This window comes from Clostridium rectalis (assembly GCF_900626095.1).
Lineage (GTDB): Bacteria > Bacillota > Clostridia > Clostridiales > Clostridiaceae > Clostridium_AS > Clostridium_AS rectalis.
On the sequence record NZ_UYZZ01000007.1, the window covers coordinates 108,727 to 132,832 of the forward strand.

Below are 24,106 nucleotides of genomic sequence, written 5' to 3' on the forward strand. Positions count from 1 at the left end.
GTCATAAAAGTGACCTTTTTCTACTTATCTATTTCTTTTTTTGCAAAATCTATAAAAGTCGTAATGAGTTTGGATAAATATTTATCTCTATGATATATTAAACTAAACTCTCTTTTTATATTTATATCCTTTATTTTCACCACATTAATTTTTCCTAACTTTACTTCATCCTTTACACATCTATAAGAAATACATGATATTCCTAATCCTGCCTCCACAGCCTTTTTAATAGCCTCCGTATTTCCCAATTGAAATGCCATATTGTATTTTACATTATTAGTAATTAAAATATTTTCAAAAACTTCTCTTGTACCACTTCCATTTTCTCTCATTATAATTTTTTCTTTTCCTATTTCATGTATATCTATCATAGGATTTTTTGTCCATAAGTGGTCCATAGAAGTTATAATAACTAGTTCATCTTCACAAAAACTATTTATCTTTATATCCTGTTCATAGATAGGACCCTCCACTAATGCAAAATCTATTTCATTATTAACAATCATATCTGATATAATTTTAGTATTCTCTATGGCAATAGAAACATCTATATTTTTATAATTTTTAATAAATTTCCCTATAACTTCAGGTAATATATATATACCTATAGTAGTACTTGCTCCTATTTTCATTTTACCATTTTCAAGAGAGTTATTATCTCTTAGTGTATCTACTGCTTCATCATATATGTTTAATATCCTTCTTACATAGCCTAAAAATATATCTCCTTCATGAGTTAGAAACAATTTCCTTCCTATTCTGTCAAATAATTTTAAATTTAATTCTCTCTCCAGCTCTTGTATAGTCTGACTCACCGCCGGTTGACTTATATAAAGTTTTTGTGATACTTCCGTCATATTAAGTTTTGTTGCTACTTCATAAAATACTTTTAGTTTTCTATCATTCATTTCATCACCACTATAAATAAAAGTTAACAGATACTCCTGTTAACCTTCTATATATTTTCCTATTTCCCTATACTTATTATATCTTTTATTTAATAAATCATCCATATTTAACTTTAATAATTCATTAATAGAAGTAACTAAGTTACTTTTTATAATAGAGGACATAGTAATTTTATCTTTACTGGCATCTCCATAGGGCTCTTTTATTACCTTATCTATTATACTAAACTCTTTTAAATCCTCAGCAGTTATTTTCATTATGCTACAAGCTTCCTTTGCCTTTGTAGCATCTTTCCATAGTATACTAGCAAAACCCTCAGGTGATAAAATAGAGTAAACAGCATTTTCTAACATACATATTTCATCTGCTACAGTTAATGCCAATGCACCCCCGCTTCCTCCTTCTCCTATAACTATAGATACAATTGGAGTTTTTAAAGATGCCATAGAAATTAAATTTTTCGCAATAGCCTCCCCTTGTCCTCTCTCCTCAGCCCCTATTCCACAAAATGCACCCGGCGTATCTACAAAACAAACTATTGGTCTATTAAATTTTTCAGCTTGTTTCATAAGTCTTAAAGCTTTTCTATATCCTTCTGGATTTGGCATTCCAAAATTTCTATATATATTCTCTTTTAAATCCCTTCCCTTTTGTTGCCCAATTACAGTAACGGGCTTACCATTTAAAAACCCTACTCCACCCACTACACATTTATCATCTCCAAAATATCTATCCCCATGTAGCTGTATAAAGTTATCAAAAATACTATCTATATAATCTAAGGCTGTAGGTCTTTCTATCTTTCTAACCATATTTACTTTATCCCATGGTTCTAAAACTTTATGCTTAATGTGATTTAAACCTACACTATCTTTATTTTCAAATTTATTTAAACTTATATTAGGTGGTTTCCTCCTATGTATGGCTATTATATTCGCTAATATATGTTTCATATCTTTTCTAGGCACAATCTTGTCTATAAAACCATGATCTAACAAAAATTCTGCACTTTGAAATTCCTCAGGAAGTTTTTGCTTTATAGTTTGTTCTATAACTCTTTTTCCTGCAAAACCAACTAAAGCTCCCGGTTCAGATAATATTAAATCACCAAGCATAGCAAAACTAGCTGTTACTCCTCCTGTTGTTGGATCTGTAAGTACTGATATATATAAAAGTCCTCTTTCATTTAATTTGGAAAGTGCTGAACTAATTTTCGCCATTTGCATCAAGGAATACATTCCTTCCTGCATTCTTGCTCCACCAGACGCAGTAAATATTATTATAGGTAGTTCTTCTTCTGTAGCCTTTTCAATAGCTCTAGTTATTTTCTCTCCAACCACAGATCCCATACTTCCCATAAAAAAATTACTATCCATAACACATAATACTATTTTTTCTCCCTTAATCTCTCCAATACCAGTGACAACCGCCTCTTTTATCCCTGTTTTACATTCTAAGTCTTTAATCTTTTTTTCGTATCCTTTAAAACTTAATGGATTACCGGATATAATATCCTTATCTAATTCTATCCATGTATTATCATCAATTACCTGCTCAATCCTTTCCTTGGCAGACAATCTAAAGTGATGTTTACAAAAAACACAAACATGATTATTTTTTCTAAGGTCTTTAGTATATATTATCTGACTACATTTATCACATTTCACCCACATTCCATTTGGTATATTGGGCTTTTGAACTTCTTGTTTAGGTATATAAGTATTTAATTTTTCGGCACTTACCGTCATATACTTTGTCTTTTTAAAAAGTCCTCTAAACACCTAATCATCTCCTAATCATGATTTCTGCCAATAAAACCAGTATCATAAATTCCTTTTATAAATTCCTCATTATTTATTATAGTAAAATGATAATCTATATTTGTTTTTACACCTTCAATCAAAAACTCACCCAAAGCCCTATTCATTTTATTAATTGCTTCTTCTCTATTCTTTCCGTGAACTATTAATTTAGCTATCATTGAATCATAAGTAGGTGGTATTGTATAACCATCATAAAGTAAGCTATCTACCCTAACTCCTAACCCTCCAGGAATAAATAATTCACTAACAGTCCCTGGGCAAGGCATAAATCCCTTACTAGGATCTTCTGCATTTATCCTACATTCTATAGAATGCCCATTAATTTTTATGTTATCTTGTGTTAATGTCAATTTATCTCCTGCTGCTATTTTTATTTGCTCTTTTATTAAATCTATACCTGTAATAAATTCCGTAACAGGGTGTTCAACTTGAATCCTTGTATTCATCTCCATAAAATAAAAATTGTTGTGTTTATCCAATAAAAATTCTATAGTTCCTGCATTTCTATATTTTATATATTCAGCTGCTCTTATTGCAGCCTCCCCCATACTTTTTCTTAATTCATCCGTCATTATAGGACAAGGTGCCTCCTCTAATACTTTCTGATTTCTTCTCTGTATAGAACAGTCCCTTTCACCTAAATATACTACATTGCCATAATTATCAGATAATATTTGAAATTCAACATGTCTAGGATTTTCTAAATATTTTTCCATATACATTGTATCATCCCCAAAAGAAGCTTTAGCCTCTATTTTAGCAGTATGATATGCATCTAGAATTTCATCTTCATTTTTTACAATTCTTATTCCTCTACCACCGCCCCCAGCGGAAGCTTTAATCATAATAGGATACCCAATTTTTCTAGCCATATTTATAGTATTTTCATCATCTTGTAATGTTTCTTCGGAGCCAGGTATTACAGGCACCCCTGCTTCAATCATCATAGCTCTTGCATTTGATTTATTACCCATTTTATCAATAACGTTGGAACTAGGTCCAATGAATGTTATATTACATTCCTCGCACATTTGTGCAAATTTACTGTTTTCTGATAAAAAACCAAACCCTGGATGTATAGCTTCTGCACCAGTTAATACAGTGGCACTTAGTATGTTTTTTATATTTAAATAACTATCCCTAGGAGCCGAGGGTCCCACACATACAGATTCATCAGCCATCTGTACATGCAATGCATCCTTATCTATTGTAGAGTAAATAGCTACAGTTTCTATCCCCATCTCTCTACATGCTCTTATAATCCGAACTGCAATTTCTCCCCTATTTGCAACTAATATTTTTTTAAACATTTTATCACCCTATCATAAACATAATTTCTGCCTCTGCTGCCTTTTCTCCATTAACGGTAGCCACAGCACTTGCTATACCAGCTCTTCCTCTAGCTTTGATTAATTCTACATCTAATTTCAATGTATCCCCTGGTACAACTTTTCTTCTGAATTTTGCTTTATTTATTCCTCCAAAATAAGCAATTTTACCTTTAAATTCATCTAAGCTTAATATGGCTATCGCCCCAACCTGTGCCAATGCCTCTATTATAAGAACACCAGGCATAACAGGTTCTCCTGGAAAATGACCTTGAAAAAAATATTCATTTATTGTGATATTCTTATACCCAACTGCTTTTATCCCAGGTTCTAATTCTTCAACTTTATCTACTAATAAAAATGGGTATCTATGAGGTAATATATCCATTATTTCTTCAATATTTAAAGAACTCATCTTATTCACTCCTACTAATCTTTTATTATTTTAAATAATTCTTGACCATATTCAACCATCTCACCATCTTTAACTAATATCTCTACTATTTTTCCATCTAAATCGCATTTTATCTCATTCATAAGCTTCATAGCTTCTACTATACAAAGAGTATCCCCTTTTTTTACAAAGCTTCCAACTTGAACAAAATCATCTTTATCAGGAGCTGGAGCTGCGTAGAATGTTCCAACTATTGGTGATATTATGCTACCAATACATTCTTCCCCTTCTATATCCAACTTATCTTCTATATGTTCTTTATAAATCTCACCACCTTCTTCCAAACTATTGCTTATATTTTCTTTATCCCTTATAACGTAGTCTAATTCATTATCTATATTATTAGTCTTCCTAATACTTATCTTATCAATAGATTTTTCCATTTTGATAGAAATTCCATTTTCTTCAATTTCTAATTTGTTTATTTTTGACTCACTCATAACCCTTATTAATTCAGTAATTTCCTTAAAATCCATTAACATTCACTCCATTTTTTAAATAGAATAACCGCATTATGCCCGCCAAATCCTAAAGAGTTGGACATAACGTAATTTAATTCCTTTTCTCTACCTACGTTAGGAATATAATCTAAATCACATTCTTCATCTATTACAGTATATCCTATAGTAGGTGGCATAAATTTATTCTCTATAGCTTTTATTGATGCTACTGCTTCTATTGCCCCTGAAGCTCCTAAAAGATGACCTGTCATTGATTTAGTTGAACTTATAGGTACACTCTTGGCAAAATCTTTAAACACTGATTTTATAGCCTGAGTTTCAAATTTATCATTATACTCTGTACTCGTTCCGTGAGCATTAATATAAGAAATATCTTTAGGTTTTATTTTAGCTTCATCTAAAGCTATATTCATAGCTCTTGCTGCTCCTTCTCCATTCGGAGCTGGAGAGGTTATATGATAAGCATCACAGGTAGATCCATAGCCAACTATCTCTGCCTGAATTTTTGCATTCCTCCTTTTAGCATGTTCTAGTGATTCAAGTATTACTATGCCAGCCCCCTCTCCCATTACAAATCCATTTCTGTCTTTATCAAATGGGATAGATGCTCTTTTAGGATCCTTACTTTTACTTAAAGCTGTAAGAGAAATAAAACCCGCCATAGATAATGGAGTTATTGAAGCTTCAGCCCCTCCCGCTATAATAATATCTGCAATACCATTTTGTATCATTTTATATGCCTCACCTATACAATTAGTTCCCGTTGCACAAGCTGTAACTATATTCGTACACACTCCTTTAGCACCAAACTTTATAGCTATATTTCCAGATGCCATATTACTTATTATCATAGGTATAAACAAAGGATGAACTCTATTAGGACCTTTTTCAAGCAATACTTTATTTTGCTTTTCTATAGTTCCTATTCCACCTATTCCTGATCCTACTACTACTCCAAATTTTTCTTTATTAATCATGTCTAATTTTAAATCTGCATCTTTTACTGCCTCTGTAGCTGCTGCTATAGCAAATTGACAATATCTGTCCATTCTTTTTGCTTCTCTTTTTTCAATAATTTCTTCTGGATTAAAATCCTTTACCTCTGCAGCAAGTTTAGCTTTAAAATCTTCTGTATCAAAACATTTTATAAAATCTATCCCATGAATCCCATTTTTTAAACTATTCCAAAAACTTTCTACACTATTTCCTATTGGAGTTATAGATCCAAGTCCTGTAATAACAACTCTATTTTTCACCGTTAACACCTCTTTTTAATAAGTTATTTAGATAACCATTCCTCCATCAACATTTATAACCTGACCAGTTATATATTCTGAGCTATCTGAAGCTAAAAACCCTACTACTTCTGCTATATCCTTACCTTTTCCAAACTTTTTTAGTGGAATATTATTTAATGCTAACTGTCTAACTTTATCAGATAATACTTTAGTCATATCCGTCTCTATAAAACCAGGAGCTACAGCATTAACATTTATATTTCTTGAAGCTAATTCCTTTGCTGCGGATTTTGTAAGTCCAATAATACCAGCTTTTGCAGCAGCATAATTGGCTTGCCCTGCATTTCCAGTTATACCAACTACCGATGATATGTTAATTATTTTACCTTTCCTTTGCTTTACCATAATAGGGGCCACATGCCTTATGCAATTGAAAGCACCCTTTAAATTAACTTGTATAACTTTATCAAAATCTACTTCCTTCATTCTTATAAGCAGCCCATCCGCTGTTATCCCCGCGTTGTTAACTAATATATCAAGTGAATTAAATTTTTCAAATGTTTCCCTAACTAGATTTTCAGATTCCTTAAAATTACTAACATCTCCTTGTATAGCAACAGCCTCTACTCCAAAACTCTTTATTTCATCTATTACTTCTTCCACCGCAGAAACATTGCTTCTATAATTTAAGACTATATTAGCTCCCATTTCTGCAAGCTTTATAGCGATAGACTTACCTATGCCTCTACTCCCCCCTGTAACTAATGCTGTTTTGCCCTTTAATATATTTTTTCCCATACTAATTCTTCACTCCAACTTTTTAAATTTAAACTCCATTGTTACATAAAGCATATAATGTTTTATGTAAAGACTTTATATCCTCAATATTGTAAACTTCAACTTTTCTATTTATCTTTTTCACAAATCCACTTAAAACTTTTGAAGGTCCTATTTCAACAAAAGTATTTATGCCATCCCTAATCATACATCTTATAGTCTGCTCCCATTTTACAGATGTCATCACCTGTTTTTTTAATGTTTCTTTTATTATACTTTCATCTAAATAATCCCCTGTAACATTAGTTATAAGTTTAGTATTTCCTTTTTTAAAATCTATATTTATTAATTCTTTTCCTAATTTTTCTGAAGCATTTTTTAGCATAGAACTATGAAAAGGACCACTAACTTTTAACATCATAGCTTTTAACGCCCCATATGATTTTGCAATTTGGCAGGCATATTCTAATCCAGATATTTCTCCAGCTATAACTATTTGTCCAGGACAATTGTAGTTAGCTGGTTCAACTTTTCCTCTTTTAGAAGCCTCGTTACATAATTCATTTATTTTATTTTCTTTAAGACCTATTATAGCTGCCATTCCACCAATACCTTCAGGTACAGCATCTTGCATAAACTTTCCTCTTTTTTTAACTAACCTAACTGCCTGATGGAAGTCTAACATCCCACTACAAACCATTGCAGAATACTCTCCTAAACTTAATCCTGCTACCACTTTTGCTTTTATTCCTTTAGATAAAGTTAAGTTAAGCATAGCTATACTAGTAGTTAAAATAGCCGGTTGGGTAAACTCTGTTCTCAATAAATCTGATTCTGGTCCATTAAAACAAATATCTGAAATACGAAATCCTAAAACACTATTTGCCTTATGAAATACTTCCCTACATTCAGGAAAATTTTCATACATTTCTTTTCCCATACCAACATATTGTGCTCCTTGGCCTGGAAATAAAAATGCAATATTCCTTTTATTTTCCATAATGACTCTCCATTCTTTTAATTGTTTTTATATTAGTTCCGATAATTTCTCCTTAAGACCAATTAAATCAAACATTTCTTCTATTATTTCTTCACAGGTTTCTTCCTTAGAAATAAGACCTGCTATTTGACCTGCCATGACTGATCCATTATGGATATCTCCGTCTTTAACCGCTTTTACTAATGCACCCTTTCCAAGTTCCTCTAATTTTTCAATTGGCTCCTCTTGTTTTTCTAACAATTGAAATTGTCTAGAAAGTCTATTTCTTAAAACTCTTACAGGATGCCCTGTACTCTTTCCAGTAATTACAGTGTCTATATCTTTTGCTATTATAACCCTATTTTTATAATTTGGATGTACTGTACATTCCTTTGCAACTAAAAATCTAGTTCCAACTTGAACACCTTCTGCTCCTAACATAAATGCTGCAGCAACACCTCTTTTATCTCCTATTCCACCTGCTGCTATTACAGGAACATTTACAGCGTCAACAACTTGAGGTACTAATGCCATAGTAGTAAGTTCCCCTATATGTCCACCTGCTTCACAACCTTCAGCTATTACAGCATCTGCACCTGCTCTTTCCATCCTTTTAGCTAAAGCAACAGAGGCTACTACAGGTATAACTTTAACCCCGTGTTCCTTCCACATGTCAATATATTTACCTGGATTTCCTGCACCTGTAGTAACTACTTTTACTCCCTCATCACACACAAGCTTTGCAACTTCCTTGGCATTATCACTTAAAAGCATTATATTAACTCCAAAAGGTTTATCTGTTAATTTTTTTGCCCTTCTGATTTCATTTTTAACTATCTCTATCGGTGCATTTCCAGATGCAATTATTCCTAAGCCCCCTGCATTTGATACTGCAGCAGCTAATGAACTATCCGCAATCCACGCCATTGCTCCCTGAATTATAGGATAATCTATTCCTGCCATATTACAGAAAGAATTTTTTCTCATAAATTGCCTCCTTTATTAAGCAGTCTTAATCTCTACAAACTTAACTGCATCTCCTACGGTTTTTATTGTTTCAGCATCCTCTATCTGTATATCAAACTCTTCTTCAATTTCTATTACTATCTGAAATAAATCTAAAGAATCTACTCCTAAGTCCTCAAAAGAAGTATCAAGTGTTATAGTTCCCCCTTCTATACTAAGTTGTTCGGTTATAATTTTCTTTATTTTTTCAAAAATCATTTTATACCTCCTATATTATTAAATATTTTATTCAAATTACCATTTTACTATGGCTCCACCCCAAGTAAGTCCTCCTCCAAAACCAACCATAAGTATTCTATCTCCTTTTTTTAATAATCCCTTTCTACTCATTTCATTTAAAGCAATAGGAATACTAGCTGCAGATGTGTTACCATAGTCTTGTAAATTTACAAAAAATTTATTTTTATCTATATTAAGTTTTCTTGATACAAAATCTATAATTCTTAAATTTGCTTGGTGTGGAATTATATAGTCAATATCATCCATATTTAATTTAGACATTTCTAAAAGTTTTTTTATGCTTTCTTCTATAATCCTAACAGCAAATTTAAATATCTCCCTTCCTTCCATAGTCAAAAAGTTATTTTCCTCATATTTGTCTTTATTCAACATAATACTTAGACTATTATTATTGATGCCCAAAGAAGCCGCATTACACTTTAGTAGATTTTCACCACTACCATCTGACCCAGTATAAATTGCCATTATGCCACTTTTATCACTAGAACTTAATATAGCAGCACCAGCTCCATCTCCGAAAAGTACACAGGTACCTCTATCATTCCAATCTAATATTTTTGACAAAACCTCAGCACCTATTACTAAAGCTTTCTTTGCACTTCCAGTTTTAATAAATTCACATGCTATATTAACCGCATATATAAATCCAGAACATGCTGCTGATATATCAAAACATGTAGCATTTACTGCTCCTATATTTTTTTGAACAATGCAAGCGGTAGATGGGGTATAACAATCTGGAGTTGCTGTTCCTACTATAATAAGATCCAAATCTTCTACCTTTATATCTGACTTATATATGGCATCCATAGCTGCTTTTGTAGCTATATCAGAAGTATTTTCATTAATAGACACTCTTCTTTTAGAAATTCCTGTTCTACTTTTTATCCACTCATCATTTGTATCTATAACCTCTGAAAGCTTATCATTAGTCAAAATTTTTTCTGGTACATAACTTCCAGTAGCTACTATTTTAACCTCTCTCATGTTAATGTCTCCTTTTATTTATCTACTATGTCATAATTATTTTTGAAAAAGTCATTTAACTTTTCCATAGAACTTATAAGAATGTCCTCTTCCTCGTCAGATAATCCAGATATAGTTGCTTTTATCATATCTTTATGAAATTTGTCATGAATTCTATATGCCAATTTCCCTTTTTTAGTAAGTTTTATATAAACTATTCTTCTATCTTCTTCACATCTTACTCTTTCCACATATCCTTTTCTAACCAAATGATTTATTGCAGTGCTAAGTGTTCCCACTGTAATTTTAAGATCAGAGGCTACTTCAGTCATAGTTCTTTGAATATACATTCCTATAGCCTCGATAGTATGGATTTCTGTTACAGATAAATCCTTAAGTTCCCCTGACTGAAGGGCATTTTGTTCTATTGTTAAGATATCATTAAATATATCCACTAATAATTCATTTAAAACGTGTATAGATTTACTCATAGTTCCTCACTTCCTCAACAAGCTCATCTATAAGCTGTTTTACCGTAATAATTTTTTCCATTTTATATCCATTTCTTCCTGTAAAAATTAGTCCATCTTTAGTATTGCCATTAGCCGCATTAATTAAAGCTTTTGATATACAATATAAGGTTGAACTTGGATCACATTTTTTTAAACAATTAAAACATTTATTTACTTCTTCTTTTTCCTTAGATACACGCTGTACAAACTCATTATTTATAGCTCTTCCTGGGAGTCCAACTGGACTTTTTATTATTTTAATATTATTTTCATTACATTTTATAAATGCCTCTTTGTATTTTTTATCTGCATCACATTCCTCAGTGCATATAAATCTAGTACCTATTTGTACAGCTGATGCACCCAGTTTTATAAACTTTGCTATATCCTTACCGGTATAAATTCCACCTGCAGCTATTATAGGTATTCTTTTGTTATGTTTCTCTTCAAATATTTTAATAACACTTAAAACATCTTTAACTATGCTTTCAAGATTTATTTTTTTATCCTCCTGTAGATCATTCATTTTAAACCCCAAATGACCTCCAGCCTCTGGACCCTCTACAACTATAAAATCAGGTAAATAGGAAAATCTTCCTTCCCAAAGTTTACAAATAACTTTTGCAGCTTTCCCGGAAGAAACTATAGGTGCTATTTTAGTATTAGTTCCTTTCACAAATTTAGGTAAACTCGTAGGAAGGCCTGCCCCTGATATTATGATATCTGCTCCTGATTCTACCGCTGCTTTTACCATTTCATCATAATTATTTATGGCCACCATCAAATTTACACCTATAATACCAATAGGAGATAATTCCTTAGCCTTTTTCATTTCTTTCTTCAATGCTCTAATATTAGCCTCTTTGGTATTGGTTTCAAAATCTGGTTCTCTAAATCCTATTTGAACTCCTGATATTATGCCTATACCACCTTCATTGGCAACAGCAGAAGCTAAATTTGAAAGGGAAACTCCAACACCCATACCACCTTGAATAATAGGGATTGTCGCTTTTAAATCTCCAATTTGCAAAGGAGATATCTTCATATAATCTCCTCCTTATTTTTTGATTATCAAATATTTTGATAGTCAAAGTATATACTTAAAATTTTTCATTGTCAATATAGAATATTCACAATTTATATTTTATTAATAAATAAAATGTGAGTATATTATAAATTTAGCTATATACCCCCATTTTATCTATAATTAATTATTTTAAGTAACCTTCTGGGTTTTGTGGCACTCCATTTTTTCTTACCTCAAAATGAACATGTGGTCCTGTGCTTCTGCCTGTACTCCCTACTTCCGCAATTTTATTTCCTTTTTCTATAGTATGACCTTCCTTTACAAATAACTTGCTACAGTGACCATATATAGTTACAATATTATCTCCATTATCTATTTTAACCACATTTCCATATCCATTTTGCCATCCTGAAAAAATTACTTTACCAGATAAAACAGCATATATCGGTGTTCCCATTGGTGCCGCTAAATCTATTCCATTATGCATTCTTCCCCATCTCATACCAAATCCAGAAGACACCGCTCCTCTTGACACCACCGTTGCTTGTTCTTTATTAATATTACTATTATAAGAAAATTTAATACTCCATTTATCACCGCTGCCTCCTACTATATCACTTACATAATATTTTACTCCTTTAATTTTTTCAGCATATATCTTAGTTCTATAATAAGTAATCTTACTTTTAAGTTTTACTGAAGTATTATCACTTAATTCATTTAATTTAATATATTCTTGTTTTACACCATCTATAAGTTGTTTTATTTCACTCTCACTTTTAAGTATAGCTATATCTTTACCATCAGATTTTACTATAATTGCATCATATAAGTTTTTCTCATCATTTGTTAATTCTTTTATTTTATTATAAGTTTCTATATTAGCTTTATATTCATAAATTTTGTCTATACTAATAATTGTGAATCCTGTGGTAAAAATTATTATACTTAATAGAATAATGATTTTTATTTTTTTTACTTTCTTAAACATTATTATCTCCTCTTTTTAATTCTAGATTATACACGCAATACCTTATTTATTTTACCCAAATTTGGATAAATTATAATTTGAGAAAATACTTTATTGAGATAACAAATACACTTTGATATAATTAAGTGATATAAACTAAATTATAATATTTAAAGGGAGGGATTAGGTATGAGTACTTTTGTATTTAAAAATAATAATTTTAAATACACTCCTGTAAGTAATACCTTTATAGACAAATATATGCCTAAAGCCCGAGGTGAATTTGTAAAAGTATACCTACTTGGATTAAAATATTGTGTTTCTGGTGAATTAGGTGTTAACTCATCAATAATGGCTAGTACTTTACACCTATTAGAAACTGATGTAGTAAATGCATGGACTTATTGGGATAGTGAAGGCGTTATTAAAATGATTCCTGTTGATAAGATGGGCAATTTTACTATAGAATTTTTAGATTTATCCAATGATTACTCAGTTCAAGAAAATGAAGTTAATCTATTAGATGAATTAAACAATAATTCTACAAAAGATATGTTACAAGATATAGAGAAACTTATTGCAAGACCTTTATCTACAAAAGAAATGACTTTATATATTAGCTGGATTAAAGATTATGCATTTTTACCTGAAATAATTTTACTTTTAATTCAATATTGTGTTTCAAAAGGTAAAACAGACATTAGATACATTGAAACTATAGCTATTGCCTGGCATGATGCTAATATCAAAACTGTAGAAGATGCTCAAAGTTTTATAAAGAAACGAGAAGATAAATGGAGTAATATCAGAAAAATTTTGAACTATTTAGGACTAAAGGACGCAGAAGTTATGAAACCCCAAGAGGATATGCTAACTAAGTGGATATCAACTTATAATTTCCCAATAGAAGTTATTCAAAAGGCCTGTGACATATGTTTTCAAAGAATTAATAAAGCCGATTTTAGATACATTGATGGTATATTAAACAGCTGGAATAAAGATGGACTTAAATCATTAAAGGATATCGATAAAAAAGATAGTAAAAAAATATCCTTTAAAAAACCTGCTAATTCTTTCAAAACAAAGTTAGACAGCTTTAATAGCTATGAACAAAGAGACTATAATTTTGACGAATTAGAGAAAAAACTGTTAGGATGGGATAATAATGACTAAAAATTATCAACAAGAAGTTCTAAAAATATATAGTATGCTGCGAGATAAAGAAGAAAAAGCTCTTCAACTTAGGCGAGCAGAAATAGAAGAAAAAGTACCAGAAATAATCGGTATAGAAAATCAAATTGCTAAGCTTTCCTTAGACATGTCTTTAAATATAATAAAAAGAAAAGATAACTTAGAAAAATATATAAATAATACAAAAGAAAAAATTACAGATTTAAGAGTGAGAAAATCTGAATTATTAGTGTCATATGGGTATCCTTTAAACTACTTAGAGTTTAACTATAAGTGCACTAAATGTAAGGATACAGGATTTATAGGTACTAAAAAATGTAAGTGTTTTAAATATAATTTAAATAAAATACTATATAATAATTCTGAACTAGGTTGTGTATTAAAAAAAGATAATTTCTCTAATTTTAATTTTAATTTTTTCTCTCCACAAAAATCTCCTCAGGAACCAAAAAGTCCAAGAAAAAATATGGAGGAAATAGTATCAAAATGTTGGAGTTTTATAGATAACTTCCAATTCACAGAGGAAAATTTGTTATTTTACGGAAGCTCTGGTACTGGAAAGAGCTTTTTATCTAACTGTATAGCAAAAGAACTTTTAGATAAAGGATATATGGTTGTTTATAGAACTGCTGTAGACTTAATAACAGATTTGAAACAAATAAGATTTAATTCTGATATAGACTTAGAAGATTTACTTATAAATTGTGATCTTCTTATAATAGATGATTTAGGTACTGAACCTTTAAGTGAATTCTCTAAATCAGAATTTTTTAATTTATTGAATAGAAAACTACTTAAAAGAAAGAAAATGATAATTTCTACTAATTTCCGTATAGAAGAACTGTTAAAAACCTACTCTGAAAGGGTATCTTCGCGTTTATTTGGTAACTTTACATTACATAAATTCTTTGGAGATGACGTAAGAGTTAAATTAAATTTTAAAGGTTAAAAAGTAATAAATAAAAACATACATCATATGATGTATGTTTTTTTATCATTTGGCGACCCAGAAGGGGTTCGAACCCTCGACCTCCGGCGTGACAGGCCGGCACTCTAACCAACTGAGCCACTGGGCCAAATTATGGTGGGCACAACAGGGCTCGAACCTGTGACCCCCTGCTTGTAAGGCAGATGCTCTCCCAGCTGAGCTATGCGCCCATAATTATCTTGGTGACCCCTACGGGAATCGAACCCATGTTACCACCGTGAAAGGGTGGTGTCTTAACCGCTTGACCAAGGGGCCTTATTAAATTTTTAAATGGAGCTGGCAATAGGACTTGAACCTACAACCTGCTGATTACAAGTCAGCTGCTCTGCCAATTGAGCCATGCCAGCATTATTGGCGACCCAGAAGGGGTTCGAACCCTCGACCTCCGGCGTGACAGGCCGGCACTCTAACCAACTGAGCCACTGGGCCAAATTTGTGGTGGGCACAACAGGGCTCGAACCTGTGACCCCCTGCTTGTAAGGCAGATGCTCTCCCAGCTGAGCTATGCGCCCACAAATTTATATTGGTGACCCCTACGGGAATCGAACCCATGTTACCACCGTGAAAGGGTGGTGTCTTAACCGCTTGACCAAGGGGCCATGTTTTACATGCTATATGTTACCATACTTTTTTACAGTTTGCAACACTTTTTTTAAAAACTTTGTTGATTTTCAAATTACTATAAATTAAGTAATATTAATCTAATTTATGGTGGGCACAACAGGGCTCGAACCTGTGACCCCCTGCTTGTAAGGCAGATGCTCTCCCAGCTGAGCTATGCGCCCATAAATTATATTGGTGACCCCTACGGGAATCGAACCCATGTTACCACCGTGAAAGGGTGGTGTCTTAACCGCTTGACCAAGGGGCCATGTCTAAGACCACTTCAGTGACCTAACGAATTATATAATACAGGATATTTCATAAAGTGTCAACATATTTTTAAAAACTTTTTTTAAAATATGAAAAAAGTTTTATTTCGTACATCATTAGTTCTTATATATTTAATTTAATTTTAATGATCTTTAACACCATTATATCCTATAGACTTCATTATAAGTAAAGCTGTATCCTCTATAGCTCTTTTAGTAACATCAATTATTTTACATCTTAATCTTTTCATTACTTTATCAGCAAATTCTAACTCTTGTAATACTCTTTCTGCATTGGCATATTGTATTTCAGAGGATAACCTGTTAAATTTGTCCATTCTATGCCTTCTTATTTCTATTAATCTCATTGGATCTATAGTAAGTCCTATAATTTTCTTACTATCTATACTAAATAATTCTTCTGGAATAGGTACTTCAGGCATAAGTGGAATATTAAGAGCCTTTATTCCTTTATTTGCTAAATACATGCACAAAGGAGTCTTAGATGTCCTAGATAGTCCTATTAAAATAACATCTGCATGTCTAATTCCACCATAATCTTTGCTATCATCATACTGCATAGCAAACTCCATAGCTTCAATTTTTTTAAAATACTGCGAATCCATATTCCATACAGCACCTGGTTTATAATCAGGCATTTTATTTAGTATTCTAGAGGCTGTCCCGATACATGGACCCAGTACATTTATAATTCTAATTCCTCTTTCTATACATCTTTCTACTAAAAATTCCCTTATATCAACAAGAACAACTGTTGTTACTATCATTGATTCAAGTGGATACTCTATACCATTTATAAAATCATCTACATCTTCGAAACTTTTAATGTAGGGTATTCTTCTAACCTCAACCATTTCGGAAAATTGACAAGCTGTAGCCCTGGCTACTTGTTCAGCAGTTTCTCCTATTGAATCAGATACGGCATAAATAGTTAGCATGGTTATTTTACCTCTTCTTTCTTTTATAGTAGGAAAGTTCTACTAACACACATCCCTCTATAGCTATAATACCTTTTTCTTTACAAAAACTCAATAACTCTTCACTTTCCGCTCCTGGTTGTATTAATATTTTATTTATACTTAATAAATTAGCTTCTTGTATAATTTTTAGACCTTCTATAGGATTTATACAAAGATCTATAACATCTATCTTATAATTTATTTGTGTCAATGAATTATATATAACCCCACTATTAGGATTAACCCCTTCCACATTAAACCCACTCTGCTTTAGTGTGTTTAATATTCTATAAGCATATTTTTGTTCATTTAATACATCTCCTACAACTACCCAATTTCTATACTCCAATAATTCTTGCGCTTCCATAAAATATCCTCCTATTTTTATATTATATATTATATAATTACCTAATACGAATGATAATATTTATCCACAACTTATAAAAAATATTTATCCACATTTACACATTTAAAATGATTTTTTTTGTGTATAATAATTAAAGTAGGTAAAATACAATAAAGGAAAGTAAAATAAAGGGGAGATATTATTTGTATCACGATATTATTATAGTAGGAGCTGGTGCTTCCGGAATTATTGCTGCGGTAGCAGCTAAAGATAAAAATTTAGATGTAGGCCTTATAGAAGGCTGTGATAGAATTGGTAAAAAAATATTAACCACTGGTAATGGTCGATGCAATATAACTAATAAAAATATGGATTCTTCTAAATTTCATTCAAGTAACACTAATTTTTTTTCAACTATATTAAATAAATTTAAATTTGAAGATACCATAAACTTTTTTTCTTCTTTAGGATTACCATTGATAGAACTAGATGAAGGTAAAATGTATCCTATGTCATTACAAGCATCATCTGTATTAGATATACTTAAACTGGCTTTATATGAACGTGATATACCAGTATATTTAAATAATAAAATAAAGGACATAAAAATAGAAAATGATTCCTTTGTTCTTTTTTCTCAAACCGGTGAAATATTTAAATGTAAAAAATTAATTTTAAGTTGCGGAGGATGTTCTGCTCCAAAAACTGGTTCAGATGGATCAGGCTTTAACTTAGCTAAAAAACTAGGTCATGAAATAATAGACCCAGTACCAGGTCTTGTTCAATTAAAATTAAACCACAATCGTTTAAAAGCTTTATCTGGAATAAAATTTCAAGGAGCTATTTCAGCTTATAATAATAATTCTTTTGTAAAAGAATACTTAGGTGAAATTTTATTTACAGACTATGGAGTGTCTGGCCCTCCAGTATTACAAATTAGTAGCTTAATTTCTAGAGATATTAAAAAAAATAATTCCATAACTATAAATTTGGATTTAATGCCAAACATGTCTTACCATGATTTAAAAAATTTTTTAGAAAATCATTGGGGAATATTCAATTATCGAAGTGTACTGGAATCTTTAATAGGAGTAATTAATAAAAAATTAATTCCCATAATATTAAAAGAAGCAACTATCTCAGACATACATAAATCCTGTATATATTTAACTTGGGAAGAAAAAGAAAATCTTTTTAATCTTTTGAAACAGTGGAATTTTCAAGTTTGTGATACTAACTCTTTTTCAAATTCACAAATAACCTGTGGAGGTATAAATACACTAGAAGTAAATAGCAACTCCTTAGAATCAAAACTAGTAAAAAATTTATTCTTTACTGGTGAAATCTTAGATATAAATGGAGACTGCGGTGGATTTAATCTACAATGGGCTTGGAGTAGTGGTTACATAGTTGGAAATAACCTTTAACTTATATTATCCTTAATTAGTTTAAAACAAAAATAGAAATTTTATTTTTGTTTTAAACTAATTAAAATTATGCCCAAAATGTTTCAGCTATAGTAAGCTCCTGCCCCTCCTCATTTATAACCTTATGTTTACATACTACTTCATCTCGGCCTTCTTCAATATGAGCTTTAACTTTAACTATTTCACCATATTTAGTTTCTTTTTCATATACTACTATAATTCTCTGAAGACGATGATTAGTAACTATTTCTATTGGTACTGTTTCCATTATCCATGAGATATATTTTACATTATTAACATGTCCATTAGTGTCTATATCTTCATATCTTACATTAAATACTTTTTCATGATCTGTAACATCTGTAGGTATTAGTTTAGGTGTATCTAATATTTTATTATCCTTTTCAGTAAGCCCATACACTGTAAACATATTCTTAGGAATTCTTATAGGCTTTCTCTTTTCAGCATCAATTAAAAACCATATAGATATAGCATCTACCATTATGTTGTCATATCTATCTAAAATCTGAAATTTTCTATATGCATAAAATCTTCTAAAAGAATAGGGAATAGTTCTCACTCTTACTTTTTCTCCATAACAAGGAAACTTATTTATTGATATATCCCATTTATATAAAACCCAGGCTATATTATTATCTTTCATATAATCTAAACCATTGTTTCTTTGTTCTGATTGATATGTACTTATATCTCCGAAATAATTCATTATAGCCGTAATTAATGCATTTTTATTACAGTCTACTTCATAATAATGAACTTCATATTCCTTTTCTGTTATTATACTACCCAAAATATCACCTCATCTTTTATTTTTAATAAATAAACATACTCCATAGTTTTTACTATATATTTCCTCACTTTTTATTATATCATTTTTTTTTACTTTAAAAAGAAAATCTGCAAGATAATATCTTGCAGATTTTCTTTATTAATTACTTATTTAACGCTTCTAAAAGTGTATTTAAATCTATACCATGAACCATTGCAGCCTGCTCAATTGTTTCTGCTTGGGCTGATGGACAAAATACACATCCCATTCCAAATGTCTGAAGAGTTTCAGCTGTCTGTGGATTCTCCTTTATTACTTCTCCTATAGTCATATCTTTTGTAATTTTCATTTTATCTACCTCTCTTTTATATATTTTTAATACCAGTTAAAGTATATAAGTATAGTCGACTTTTATATTTATATTATAATTAACTACAATTAAAGTTTCAAGTACATACTTATTATATACATAGGTATGAAAAACATACTAGAAAACTATATTTCCGTTACTTTTATAGTTTGATTTCTTCGTGGTCCAACAGATATTATTGATACCTTTGTTTTTGTAAAATCTTCTATTTTATTTAAATATAATTTAGCATTTTCAGGTATTTCATCATAATTTCTTGCGTCAGCAATATTTTGATCCCAACCCTGAAATTCTTCATATATTGGTTCGCATTTTGCTAAATCTTCTAAACTAGCAGGTACATAATCTATCACTTTACCTTTAAGTCTATAACCTACACAAATTTTAATTTTTTCTAATCCTGCTAAAGTATCTATTTTTGTAACTGCAAAGCTAGTTAAACCTGATACTCTTGCTGCAGTTTTTAAAATAACAAGATCCAACCAACCACATCTTCTTGCTCTTCCTGTAGTAACTCCATATTCATGTCCTTTTTCTCTTATCCATTCCCCAGTACTATCATCTAATTCAGTTGGAAATGGTCCTTTCCCCACTCTTGTTGTATACGCTTTAGCTATACCTACTGCACTGTTCACCAACGTAGGTCCAATTCCTACACCCGTGCAAACACCTCCAGCAATAGTATTAGACGAAGTTACATATGGATAAGTCCCATAATCTATATCCAATAATGTGCCTTGAGCACCTTCAAACAAAACTTCCTTACCTGATTTTATATAATTATATACTAATACTGAAGTATCTTTTACAAAAGGTTTTATTTTCCTGGAAAAAATTATATATTCGTTATAAATCTCATCAAATTGTAACTTTTCTTCTCCATACACCTGATTTATTATATTATTTTTATCTTCAATATTGTACTTTAATTTTTCTTTAAATACTTGTTCATTTATAAAATCACAAATTCTTATACCACTTCTTTCCATCTTATCTGTGTAACAAGGTCCTATGCCCTTTTTTGTAGTTCCTATATCTTTATGACCTCTTGCTCTTTCTTTAATACCATCTAGAACTTTGTGATAAGGCATTATAAGTTGTGCTCTATCACTTATAATTAAATTTTGGGGAGAAATTTTTACTCCTAAGTCCTTTAAATAATCCATTTCCTCAAATAATGCTCTTGGATCTAATACAACTCCATTACCTATTACATTTATTTTATTTTTATATAGTATTCCTGAGGGTATTAGATGAAGTTTATATTGCTTCTCTCCCACCTCTACTGTATGCCCCGCATTATTTCCTCCCTGAAATCTAACAACTATATCTGCATCCTCTGCCAAATAATCTGTCATTTTCCCTTTCCCTTCATCTCCCCATTGAGCTCCTAATACAATATATGCTGACATAAAAATTCCTCCTTAAATTTAACATTGGCACTTGTAATACTAAAATTTACTAGATATATCCCTAGCCACTACTACTCCTGTAACAGATGCCTGCATAAGTCCTCTTGTAATTCCTGCTCCATCGCCTATAGTGTATAAATTTTTCACAGCTGTCTCAAATTTATTATTTGTCTCAAATTTACTAGAATAAAATTTAACCTCAACTCCATATAGTAATGTATTTTTGCTGTACATGCCTGGTGCTATATTATCAAAAGCCTTTAGTGCTTCTACAATTGCAGTTAAATGTCTTTGAGGAAGTACAAAACTTAAATCTCCTGGTACCGCTGATTTTAGCGTAGGTATAGTTGTTGATTTACATAATCTTGAATTATCAGTCCTTCTTCCATTTAAAAGATCTCCCAATCTTTGTACCATTATGCCACCACCAGTAAGCATATTACCAAGTTTAGCAATATATTTACCGTAATCTATAGGTTGATCAAATGGTTCAGTAAAAGTTGTTGAAACAAGTACTGCAAAATTTGTGTTATCTGTTCTCAATTCCTTTTCTGAATAACTATGCCCATTTACAACTGCTATATCCCCTTCATAATGTTCTTCTGAAACAACTCCCCCCGGATTCATACAAAAGGTTCTTACTTTATTTTCAAATGTATCCGAATAATAAACTAATTTGGCTTCATATAAATCCTTTGTCAAATGGTCCATTATGGAATTAGGAACTTCAACCCTCACTCCAATATCTACGGCATTATTTGTTGTTTTCAACTTATGTTTCTTTGCCTGATCTGAAAGCCATTCCGCACCACCTCTTCCTGGTGCTACAACTACATAATCTGCACTTATTTTCCCACTTTCTATAATAATTCCCTTTACTTCATTACTTTCTATAATAATATCTTTTACTTCTGTTAACTCCATAAAATCTGTATTAGTATTATCCATTAAATAATGATACATACCTTTTAAAACATCATATGCAAGTTCCGTACCTAAATGTCTTACAGGACACTCAATAAGTCTTATATTATACTTACTTGACTCATATTTTATTTTGTCTGTATTCTCATTATTCAAACCATAAACCATTTTGTTAGCACCAAAACTTAAATATATATCATCGCAATATTTTATTAAATCCTTTGCTTTCTCCTGTGAAAAATACTCTAGTATTCTTCCTCCTACTTCTGGACTTAATGAAAGTTTTCCGTCAGAAAAAGCTCCTGCACCTGACCACCCGAATGTTATACCACAAGGTTCACAATTAACACATTTTCCTGTAACCCTGGCAGGACACTTTCTTTTCTCTATACTTCTACCCTTATCTATTATTAGTACATTCATATCAGGTTTAAGTCTAGTAACCTCTAATGCTGTAAAAATCCCAGCTGGTCCAGCTCCAATTATAATTACATCATAACTATTTCTCATTGTATCCCCTCCTGTAATATGGTAACAAACACGAATTAATCAGTCAATATTTTCTACGAATATTATTTATTTATCTTAATATAAAATTCGTATTTTTTATATAACTTTTACATCTTTTAAAACATATGTTATGATTATTTATAATATTAACTTAATCATAATTAAGGGAGATATTTATGAATATTGCAAATATTTTAACTGTATTTAGAATATTTTTGATCCCCATATTTATATTATTGTTTTTCTCTAATTACAATAATAATTTATTATACTCAATCATTGTATTTTTTATATCAGGAATTACAGATGTTCTTGATGGCTATTTAGCACGAAAATATAACCTAATAACAAAATTAGGCATCGTTCTTGATCCTTTAGCAGATAAGCTAATGTTACTTACAGTATTAGGTTGTTTAAGTTTTAGTAATATAATCCCTCAGTGGATTCTAATTGTCGTAGCACTAAAAGAATTCATTATGATTATAGGCGGAGGAATTTTATATAATAAAAATTTTGTAATTCCATCAAATAAATTTGGAAAAATTTCCACTCTTATGTTTTACATATCTATACTCTTAATAGGAATTAATAAAAAATATGGTCATTATCTCTTATACATAGCAGTTATAAGTACAGTTATGGCTTTTATAAATTATTTACTATTATATCTAAATAATAGAGCTAATTCTGAGGCACAGTAAAACTGTGCCTTTCAGTTTTCCCATATATCTTTTACAAGCTTTTCTATAGCATCTTTTCTATTTTTAGTTTCAATAAAATCAACTGTTATTTTATCTTCTATTTTCAACACATCTCCTTCTTTAGCCTCCCTAGGGATTTTGCTTTTATGTATATTTATCATTTCCTTATTATCTAATTCTATAACAACATAATCTTCTTCAAATCTATCAATAGTACCTCTCATAAGATCACTCCTTATAATTAATCCATAGCAATAAGTTCTAATTTTATTACATGTTCCATACTTTTTATCTTTTCTAATAGATCATTGAGTTCAATATTTAAATTTGATATATCAAAGGTGATGTTTACATTAGCAGAATTATTAATAGGTATTTCTTGATTTATAGTTAGTATGTTTCCTTTATAATATGCTATTTTATCCAAAATTTTTGATAAAGTTCCTGGCTCATGATCCAAAGTCAATGATATTATTACTTTAAGATTATTCATTGTTTGAGAAACTACAAACACATAATCTTTGTACTTATAATAGGTACTTCTACTTATACCCACTACTTTTACAGCCTCTGTAATTTCTTTAATTTTACCTGTTTTCATCAGTTCTTTTACTTCTATTACCTTTTCAAAAACATCCGGTAAAACACTTGTGTGAATCATTAAAAATCTATTACTCATTTAAATCACCTCATATGTACATTATACATAAACATATGTATTTATAGCCTAATATTATCACAGCAAAAAAATATATACAACTGTAGTAAAAATATTATAAATCAATCTTTCTTTACAAGTTGACAACTAGAAAACCAGATGCTAAAATATGAAAGTGCATTTTAAAAAACATTTGTTTTTTATTTGCGGACAAGCACTATTGAGAG

26 protein-coding genes and 9 tRNA genes are annotated in these 24,106 nt (G+C 30.6%); 4 read left to right on the plus strand and 31 right to left on the minus strand.

Annotated elements, in window-relative coordinates:
- Positions 1 to 20: 20 nt before the first annotated feature.
- From EJL03_RS11820 to EJL03_RS11885, 14 genes are all read right to left on the minus strand, one after another.
- Positions 21 to 908, minus strand: a complete 888-nt coding sequence (locus tag EJL03_RS11820; protein ID WP_125154173.1) for a selenium metabolism-associated LysR family transcriptional regulator — start codon at positions 906 to 908, stop codon at positions 21 to 23.
- Positions 909 to 947: 39 nt separating this feature from the next.
- A complete protein-coding gene (locus tag EJL03_RS11825; protein ID WP_125154174.1) occupies positions 948 to 2,690 on the minus strand; it encodes an acetyl-CoA carboxylase carboxyltransferase subunit alpha in 1,743 nt (580 codons plus the stop codon).
- Positions 2,691 to 2,701: 11 nt separating this feature from the next.
- Entirely contained in the window at positions 2,702 to 4,042 is a 1,341-nt protein-coding gene (locus EJL03_RS11830; protein ID WP_125154175.1) for an acetyl-CoA carboxylase biotin carboxylase subunit, read from the minus strand.
- Positions 4,043 to 4,046: 4 nt separating this feature from the next.
- Entirely contained in the window at positions 4,047 to 4,475 is a 429-nt protein-coding gene (fabZ, locus tag EJL03_RS11835) for a 3-hydroxyacyl-ACP dehydratase FabZ (RefSeq protein WP_125154176.1), read from the minus strand.
- Between the two features lie 14 nt (positions 4,476 to 4,489).
- Positions 4,490 to 4,990 carry an acetyl-CoA carboxylase biotin carboxyl carrier protein gene (gene accB, locus EJL03_RS11840; RefSeq protein ID WP_125154177.1) on the minus strand — a complete coding sequence of 167 codons (501 nt, stop codon included), beginning with the start codon at positions 4,988 to 4,990 and terminating at the stop codon, positions 4,490 to 4,492.
- On the minus strand, positions 4,990 to 6,231 hold the full coding sequence (gene fabF / locus EJL03_RS11845) for a beta-ketoacyl-ACP synthase II (RefSeq protein ID WP_125154178.1): 1,242 nt from the start codon (positions 6,229 to 6,231) through the stop codon (positions 4,990 to 4,992). The genes accB and fabF overlap by 1 nt, the downstream gene beginning before the upstream one ends.
- 27 nt (positions 6,232 to 6,258) lie before the next feature.
- Positions 6,259 to 7,011, minus strand: a complete 753-nt coding sequence (gene fabG, locus EJL03_RS11850; protein ID WP_125154179.1) for a 3-oxoacyl-[acyl-carrier-protein] reductase — start codon at positions 7,009 to 7,011, stop codon at positions 6,259 to 6,261.
- Between the two features lie 28 nt (positions 7,012 to 7,039).
- Entirely contained in the window at positions 7,040 to 7,990 is a 951-nt protein-coding gene (fabD, locus tag EJL03_RS11855; RefSeq protein WP_125154180.1) for an ACP S-malonyltransferase, read from the minus strand.
- A gap of 27 nt (positions 7,991 to 8,017) precedes the next feature.
- Positions 8,018 to 8,956 carry an enoyl-[acyl-carrier-protein] reductase FabK gene (gene fabK, locus EJL03_RS11860; protein ID WP_125154181.1) on the minus strand — a complete coding sequence of 313 codons (939 nt, stop codon included), beginning with the start codon at positions 8,954 to 8,956 and terminating at the stop codon, positions 8,018 to 8,020.
- A 15-nt stretch (positions 8,957 to 8,971) separates the two neighbouring features.
- Complete coding sequence (gene acpP, locus EJL03_RS11865) at positions 8,972 to 9,193, minus strand: acyl carrier protein (RefSeq protein WP_125154182.1); 222 nt, start codon at positions 9,191 to 9,193, stop codon at positions 8,972 to 8,974.
- A 36-nt stretch (positions 9,194 to 9,229) separates the two neighbouring features.
- On the minus strand, positions 9,230 to 10,222 hold the full coding sequence (locus EJL03_RS11870) for a beta-ketoacyl-ACP synthase III (RefSeq protein ID WP_125154183.1): 993 nt from the start codon (positions 10,220 to 10,222) through the stop codon (positions 9,230 to 9,232).
- 14 nt (positions 10,223 to 10,236) lie between these two features.
- Entirely contained in the window at positions 10,237 to 10,692 is a 456-nt protein-coding gene (locus tag EJL03_RS11875) for a MarR family winged helix-turn-helix transcriptional regulator (protein ID WP_125154184.1), read from the minus strand.
- The gene (locus tag EJL03_RS11880; protein ID WP_125154185.1) at positions 10,685 to 11,758 is read right to left on the minus strand and encodes an NAD(P)H-dependent flavin oxidoreductase; all 1,074 of its coding nucleotides are present in this window, start codon (positions 11,756 to 11,758) and stop codon (positions 10,685 to 10,687) included. The genes EJL03_RS11875 and EJL03_RS11880 overlap by 8 nt, the downstream gene beginning before the upstream one ends.
- A 166-nt stretch (positions 11,759 to 11,924) precedes the next feature.
- On the minus strand, positions 11,925 to 12,731 hold the full coding sequence (locus EJL03_RS11885; RefSeq protein WP_125154186.1) for a M23 family metallopeptidase: 807 nt from the start codon (positions 12,729 to 12,731) through the stop codon (positions 11,925 to 11,927).
- 168 nt (positions 12,732 to 12,899) lie between these two features.
- On the opposite strand from EJL03_RS11885, the gene EJL03_RS11890 reads away from it, so the two are divergent.
- Together EJL03_RS11890 and EJL03_RS11895 are read left to right on the plus strand one after the other, a co-directional pair.
- Positions 12,900 to 13,883: a DnaD domain protein gene (locus tag EJL03_RS11890; protein WP_125154187.1), complete on the plus strand. Its 984-nt coding sequence runs from the start codon at positions 12,900 to 12,902 to the stop codon at positions 13,881 to 13,883.
- Positions 13,876 to 14,850 (plus strand): ATP-binding protein, encoded by a 975-nt coding sequence (locus tag EJL03_RS11895; protein ID WP_125154188.1) that lies wholly within the window; start codon positions 13,876 to 13,878, stop codon positions 14,848 to 14,850. Before EJL03_RS11890 ends, EJL03_RS11895 begins: the two co-directional genes overlap by 8 nt.
- Before the next feature lie 50 nt (positions 14,851 to 14,900).
- Here the strand turns inward: EJL03_RS11895 and EJL03_RS11900 are convergent.
- The 11 genes from EJL03_RS11900 to EJL03_RS11950 all read right to left on the minus strand — a co-directional run bounded on the left by EJL03_RS11900 (position 14,901) and on the right by EJL03_RS11950 (position 17,108).
- Positions 14,901 to 14,977: transfer RNA gene (locus EJL03_RS11900), tRNA-Asp, on the minus strand.
- Positions 14,978 to 14,983: 6 nt separating this feature from the next.
- Positions 14,984 to 15,059, minus strand: a tRNA-Val gene (locus tag EJL03_RS11905).
- 10 nt (positions 15,060 to 15,069) lie between these two features.
- Positions 15,070 to 15,144 (minus strand) — tRNA-Glu (locus EJL03_RS11910).
- Between the two features lie 16 nt (positions 15,145 to 15,160).
- Positions 15,161 to 15,236, minus strand: a tRNA-Thr gene (locus tag EJL03_RS11915).
- A gap of 5 nt (positions 15,237 to 15,241) precedes the next feature.
- Positions 15,242 to 15,318: transfer RNA gene (locus tag EJL03_RS11920), tRNA-Asp, on the minus strand.
- 7 nt (positions 15,319 to 15,325) lie between these two features.
- Positions 15,326 to 15,401, minus strand: a tRNA-Val gene (locus EJL03_RS11925).
- Between the two features lie 12 nt (positions 15,402 to 15,413).
- Positions 15,414 to 15,488 (minus strand) — tRNA-Glu (locus EJL03_RS11930).
- A gap of 110 nt (positions 15,489 to 15,598) precedes the next feature.
- Positions 15,599 to 15,674: transfer RNA gene (locus EJL03_RS11935), tRNA-Val, on the minus strand.
- 11 nt (positions 15,675 to 15,685) lie between these two features.
- Positions 15,686 to 15,760: transfer RNA gene (locus EJL03_RS11940), tRNA-Glu, on the minus strand.
- Positions 15,761 to 15,904: 144 nt separating this feature from the next.
- A complete protein-coding gene (locus tag EJL03_RS11945; RefSeq protein WP_125154189.1) occupies positions 15,905 to 16,720 on the minus strand; it encodes a pyruvate, water dikinase regulatory protein in 816 nt (271 codons plus the stop codon).
- Between the two features lie 7 nt (positions 16,721 to 16,727).
- Positions 16,728 to 17,108 (minus strand): CoA-binding protein, encoded by a 381-nt coding sequence (locus tag EJL03_RS11950; RefSeq protein ID WP_125154190.1) that lies wholly within the window; start codon positions 17,106 to 17,108, stop codon positions 16,728 to 16,730.
- A 182-nt stretch (positions 17,109 to 17,290) separates the two neighbouring features.
- On the opposite strand from EJL03_RS11950, the gene EJL03_RS11955 reads away from it, so the two are divergent.
- Complete coding sequence (locus tag EJL03_RS11955) at positions 17,291 to 18,514, plus strand: BaiN/RdsA family NAD(P)/FAD-dependent oxidoreductase (RefSeq protein WP_125154191.1); 1,224 nt, start codon at positions 17,291 to 17,293, stop codon at positions 18,512 to 18,514.
- 67 nt (positions 18,515 to 18,581) lie between these two features.
- On the opposite strand, the gene EJL03_RS11960 is transcribed toward EJL03_RS11955, so the two are convergent.
- The 4 genes from EJL03_RS11960 to EJL03_RS11975 all read right to left on the minus strand — a co-directional run bounded on the left by EJL03_RS11960 (position 18,582) and on the right by EJL03_RS11975 (position 22,520).
- Positions 18,582 to 19,325 carry an acyl-[acyl-carrier-protein] thioesterase gene (locus EJL03_RS11960; protein WP_125154192.1) on the minus strand — a complete coding sequence of 248 codons (744 nt, stop codon included), beginning with the start codon at positions 19,323 to 19,325 and terminating at the stop codon, positions 18,582 to 18,584.
- Between the two features lie 142 nt (positions 19,326 to 19,467).
- Complete coding sequence (locus EJL03_RS11965) at positions 19,468 to 19,653, minus strand: DUF1858 domain-containing protein (protein WP_125154193.1); 186 nt, start codon at positions 19,651 to 19,653, stop codon at positions 19,468 to 19,470.
- Between the two features lie 146 nt (positions 19,654 to 19,799).
- A complete protein-coding gene (locus tag EJL03_RS11970; protein ID WP_125154194.1) occupies positions 19,800 to 21,086 on the minus strand; it encodes an adenylosuccinate synthase in 1,287 nt (428 codons plus the stop codon).
- Between the two features lie 39 nt (positions 21,087 to 21,125).
- Positions 21,126 to 22,520 carry an NAD(P)/FAD-dependent oxidoreductase gene (locus EJL03_RS11975; protein ID WP_125154195.1) on the minus strand — a complete coding sequence of 465 codons (1,395 nt, stop codon included), beginning with the start codon at positions 22,518 to 22,520 and terminating at the stop codon, positions 21,126 to 21,128.
- A 176-nt stretch (positions 22,521 to 22,696) separates the two neighbouring features.
- Here EJL03_RS11975 and pgsA point away from each other — a divergent pair, with 176 nt between their 5' ends.
- Positions 22,697 to 23,221, plus strand: coding sequence for a CDP-diacylglycerol--glycerol-3-phosphate 3-phosphatidyltransferase (gene pgsA, locus EJL03_RS11980; protein WP_125154196.1), 525 nt, complete (start codon positions 22,697 to 22,699; stop codon positions 23,219 to 23,221).
- A gap of 11 nt (positions 23,222 to 23,232) precedes the next feature.
- Here pgsA and EJL03_RS11985 read toward each other — a convergent pair whose 3' ends face one another.
- Both EJL03_RS11985 and EJL03_RS11990 read right to left on the minus strand, forming a co-directional pair.
- Entirely contained in the window at positions 23,233 to 23,445 is a 213-nt protein-coding gene (locus EJL03_RS11985; RefSeq protein WP_125154197.1) for a DUF3006 domain-containing protein, read from the minus strand.
- 17 nt (positions 23,446 to 23,462) lie between these two features.
- A complete protein-coding gene (locus EJL03_RS11990; RefSeq protein ID WP_125154198.1) occupies positions 23,463 to 23,900 on the minus strand; it encodes an ACT domain-containing protein in 438 nt (145 codons plus the stop codon).
- Between the last annotated feature and the right edge of the window lie 206 nt (positions 23,901 to 24,106).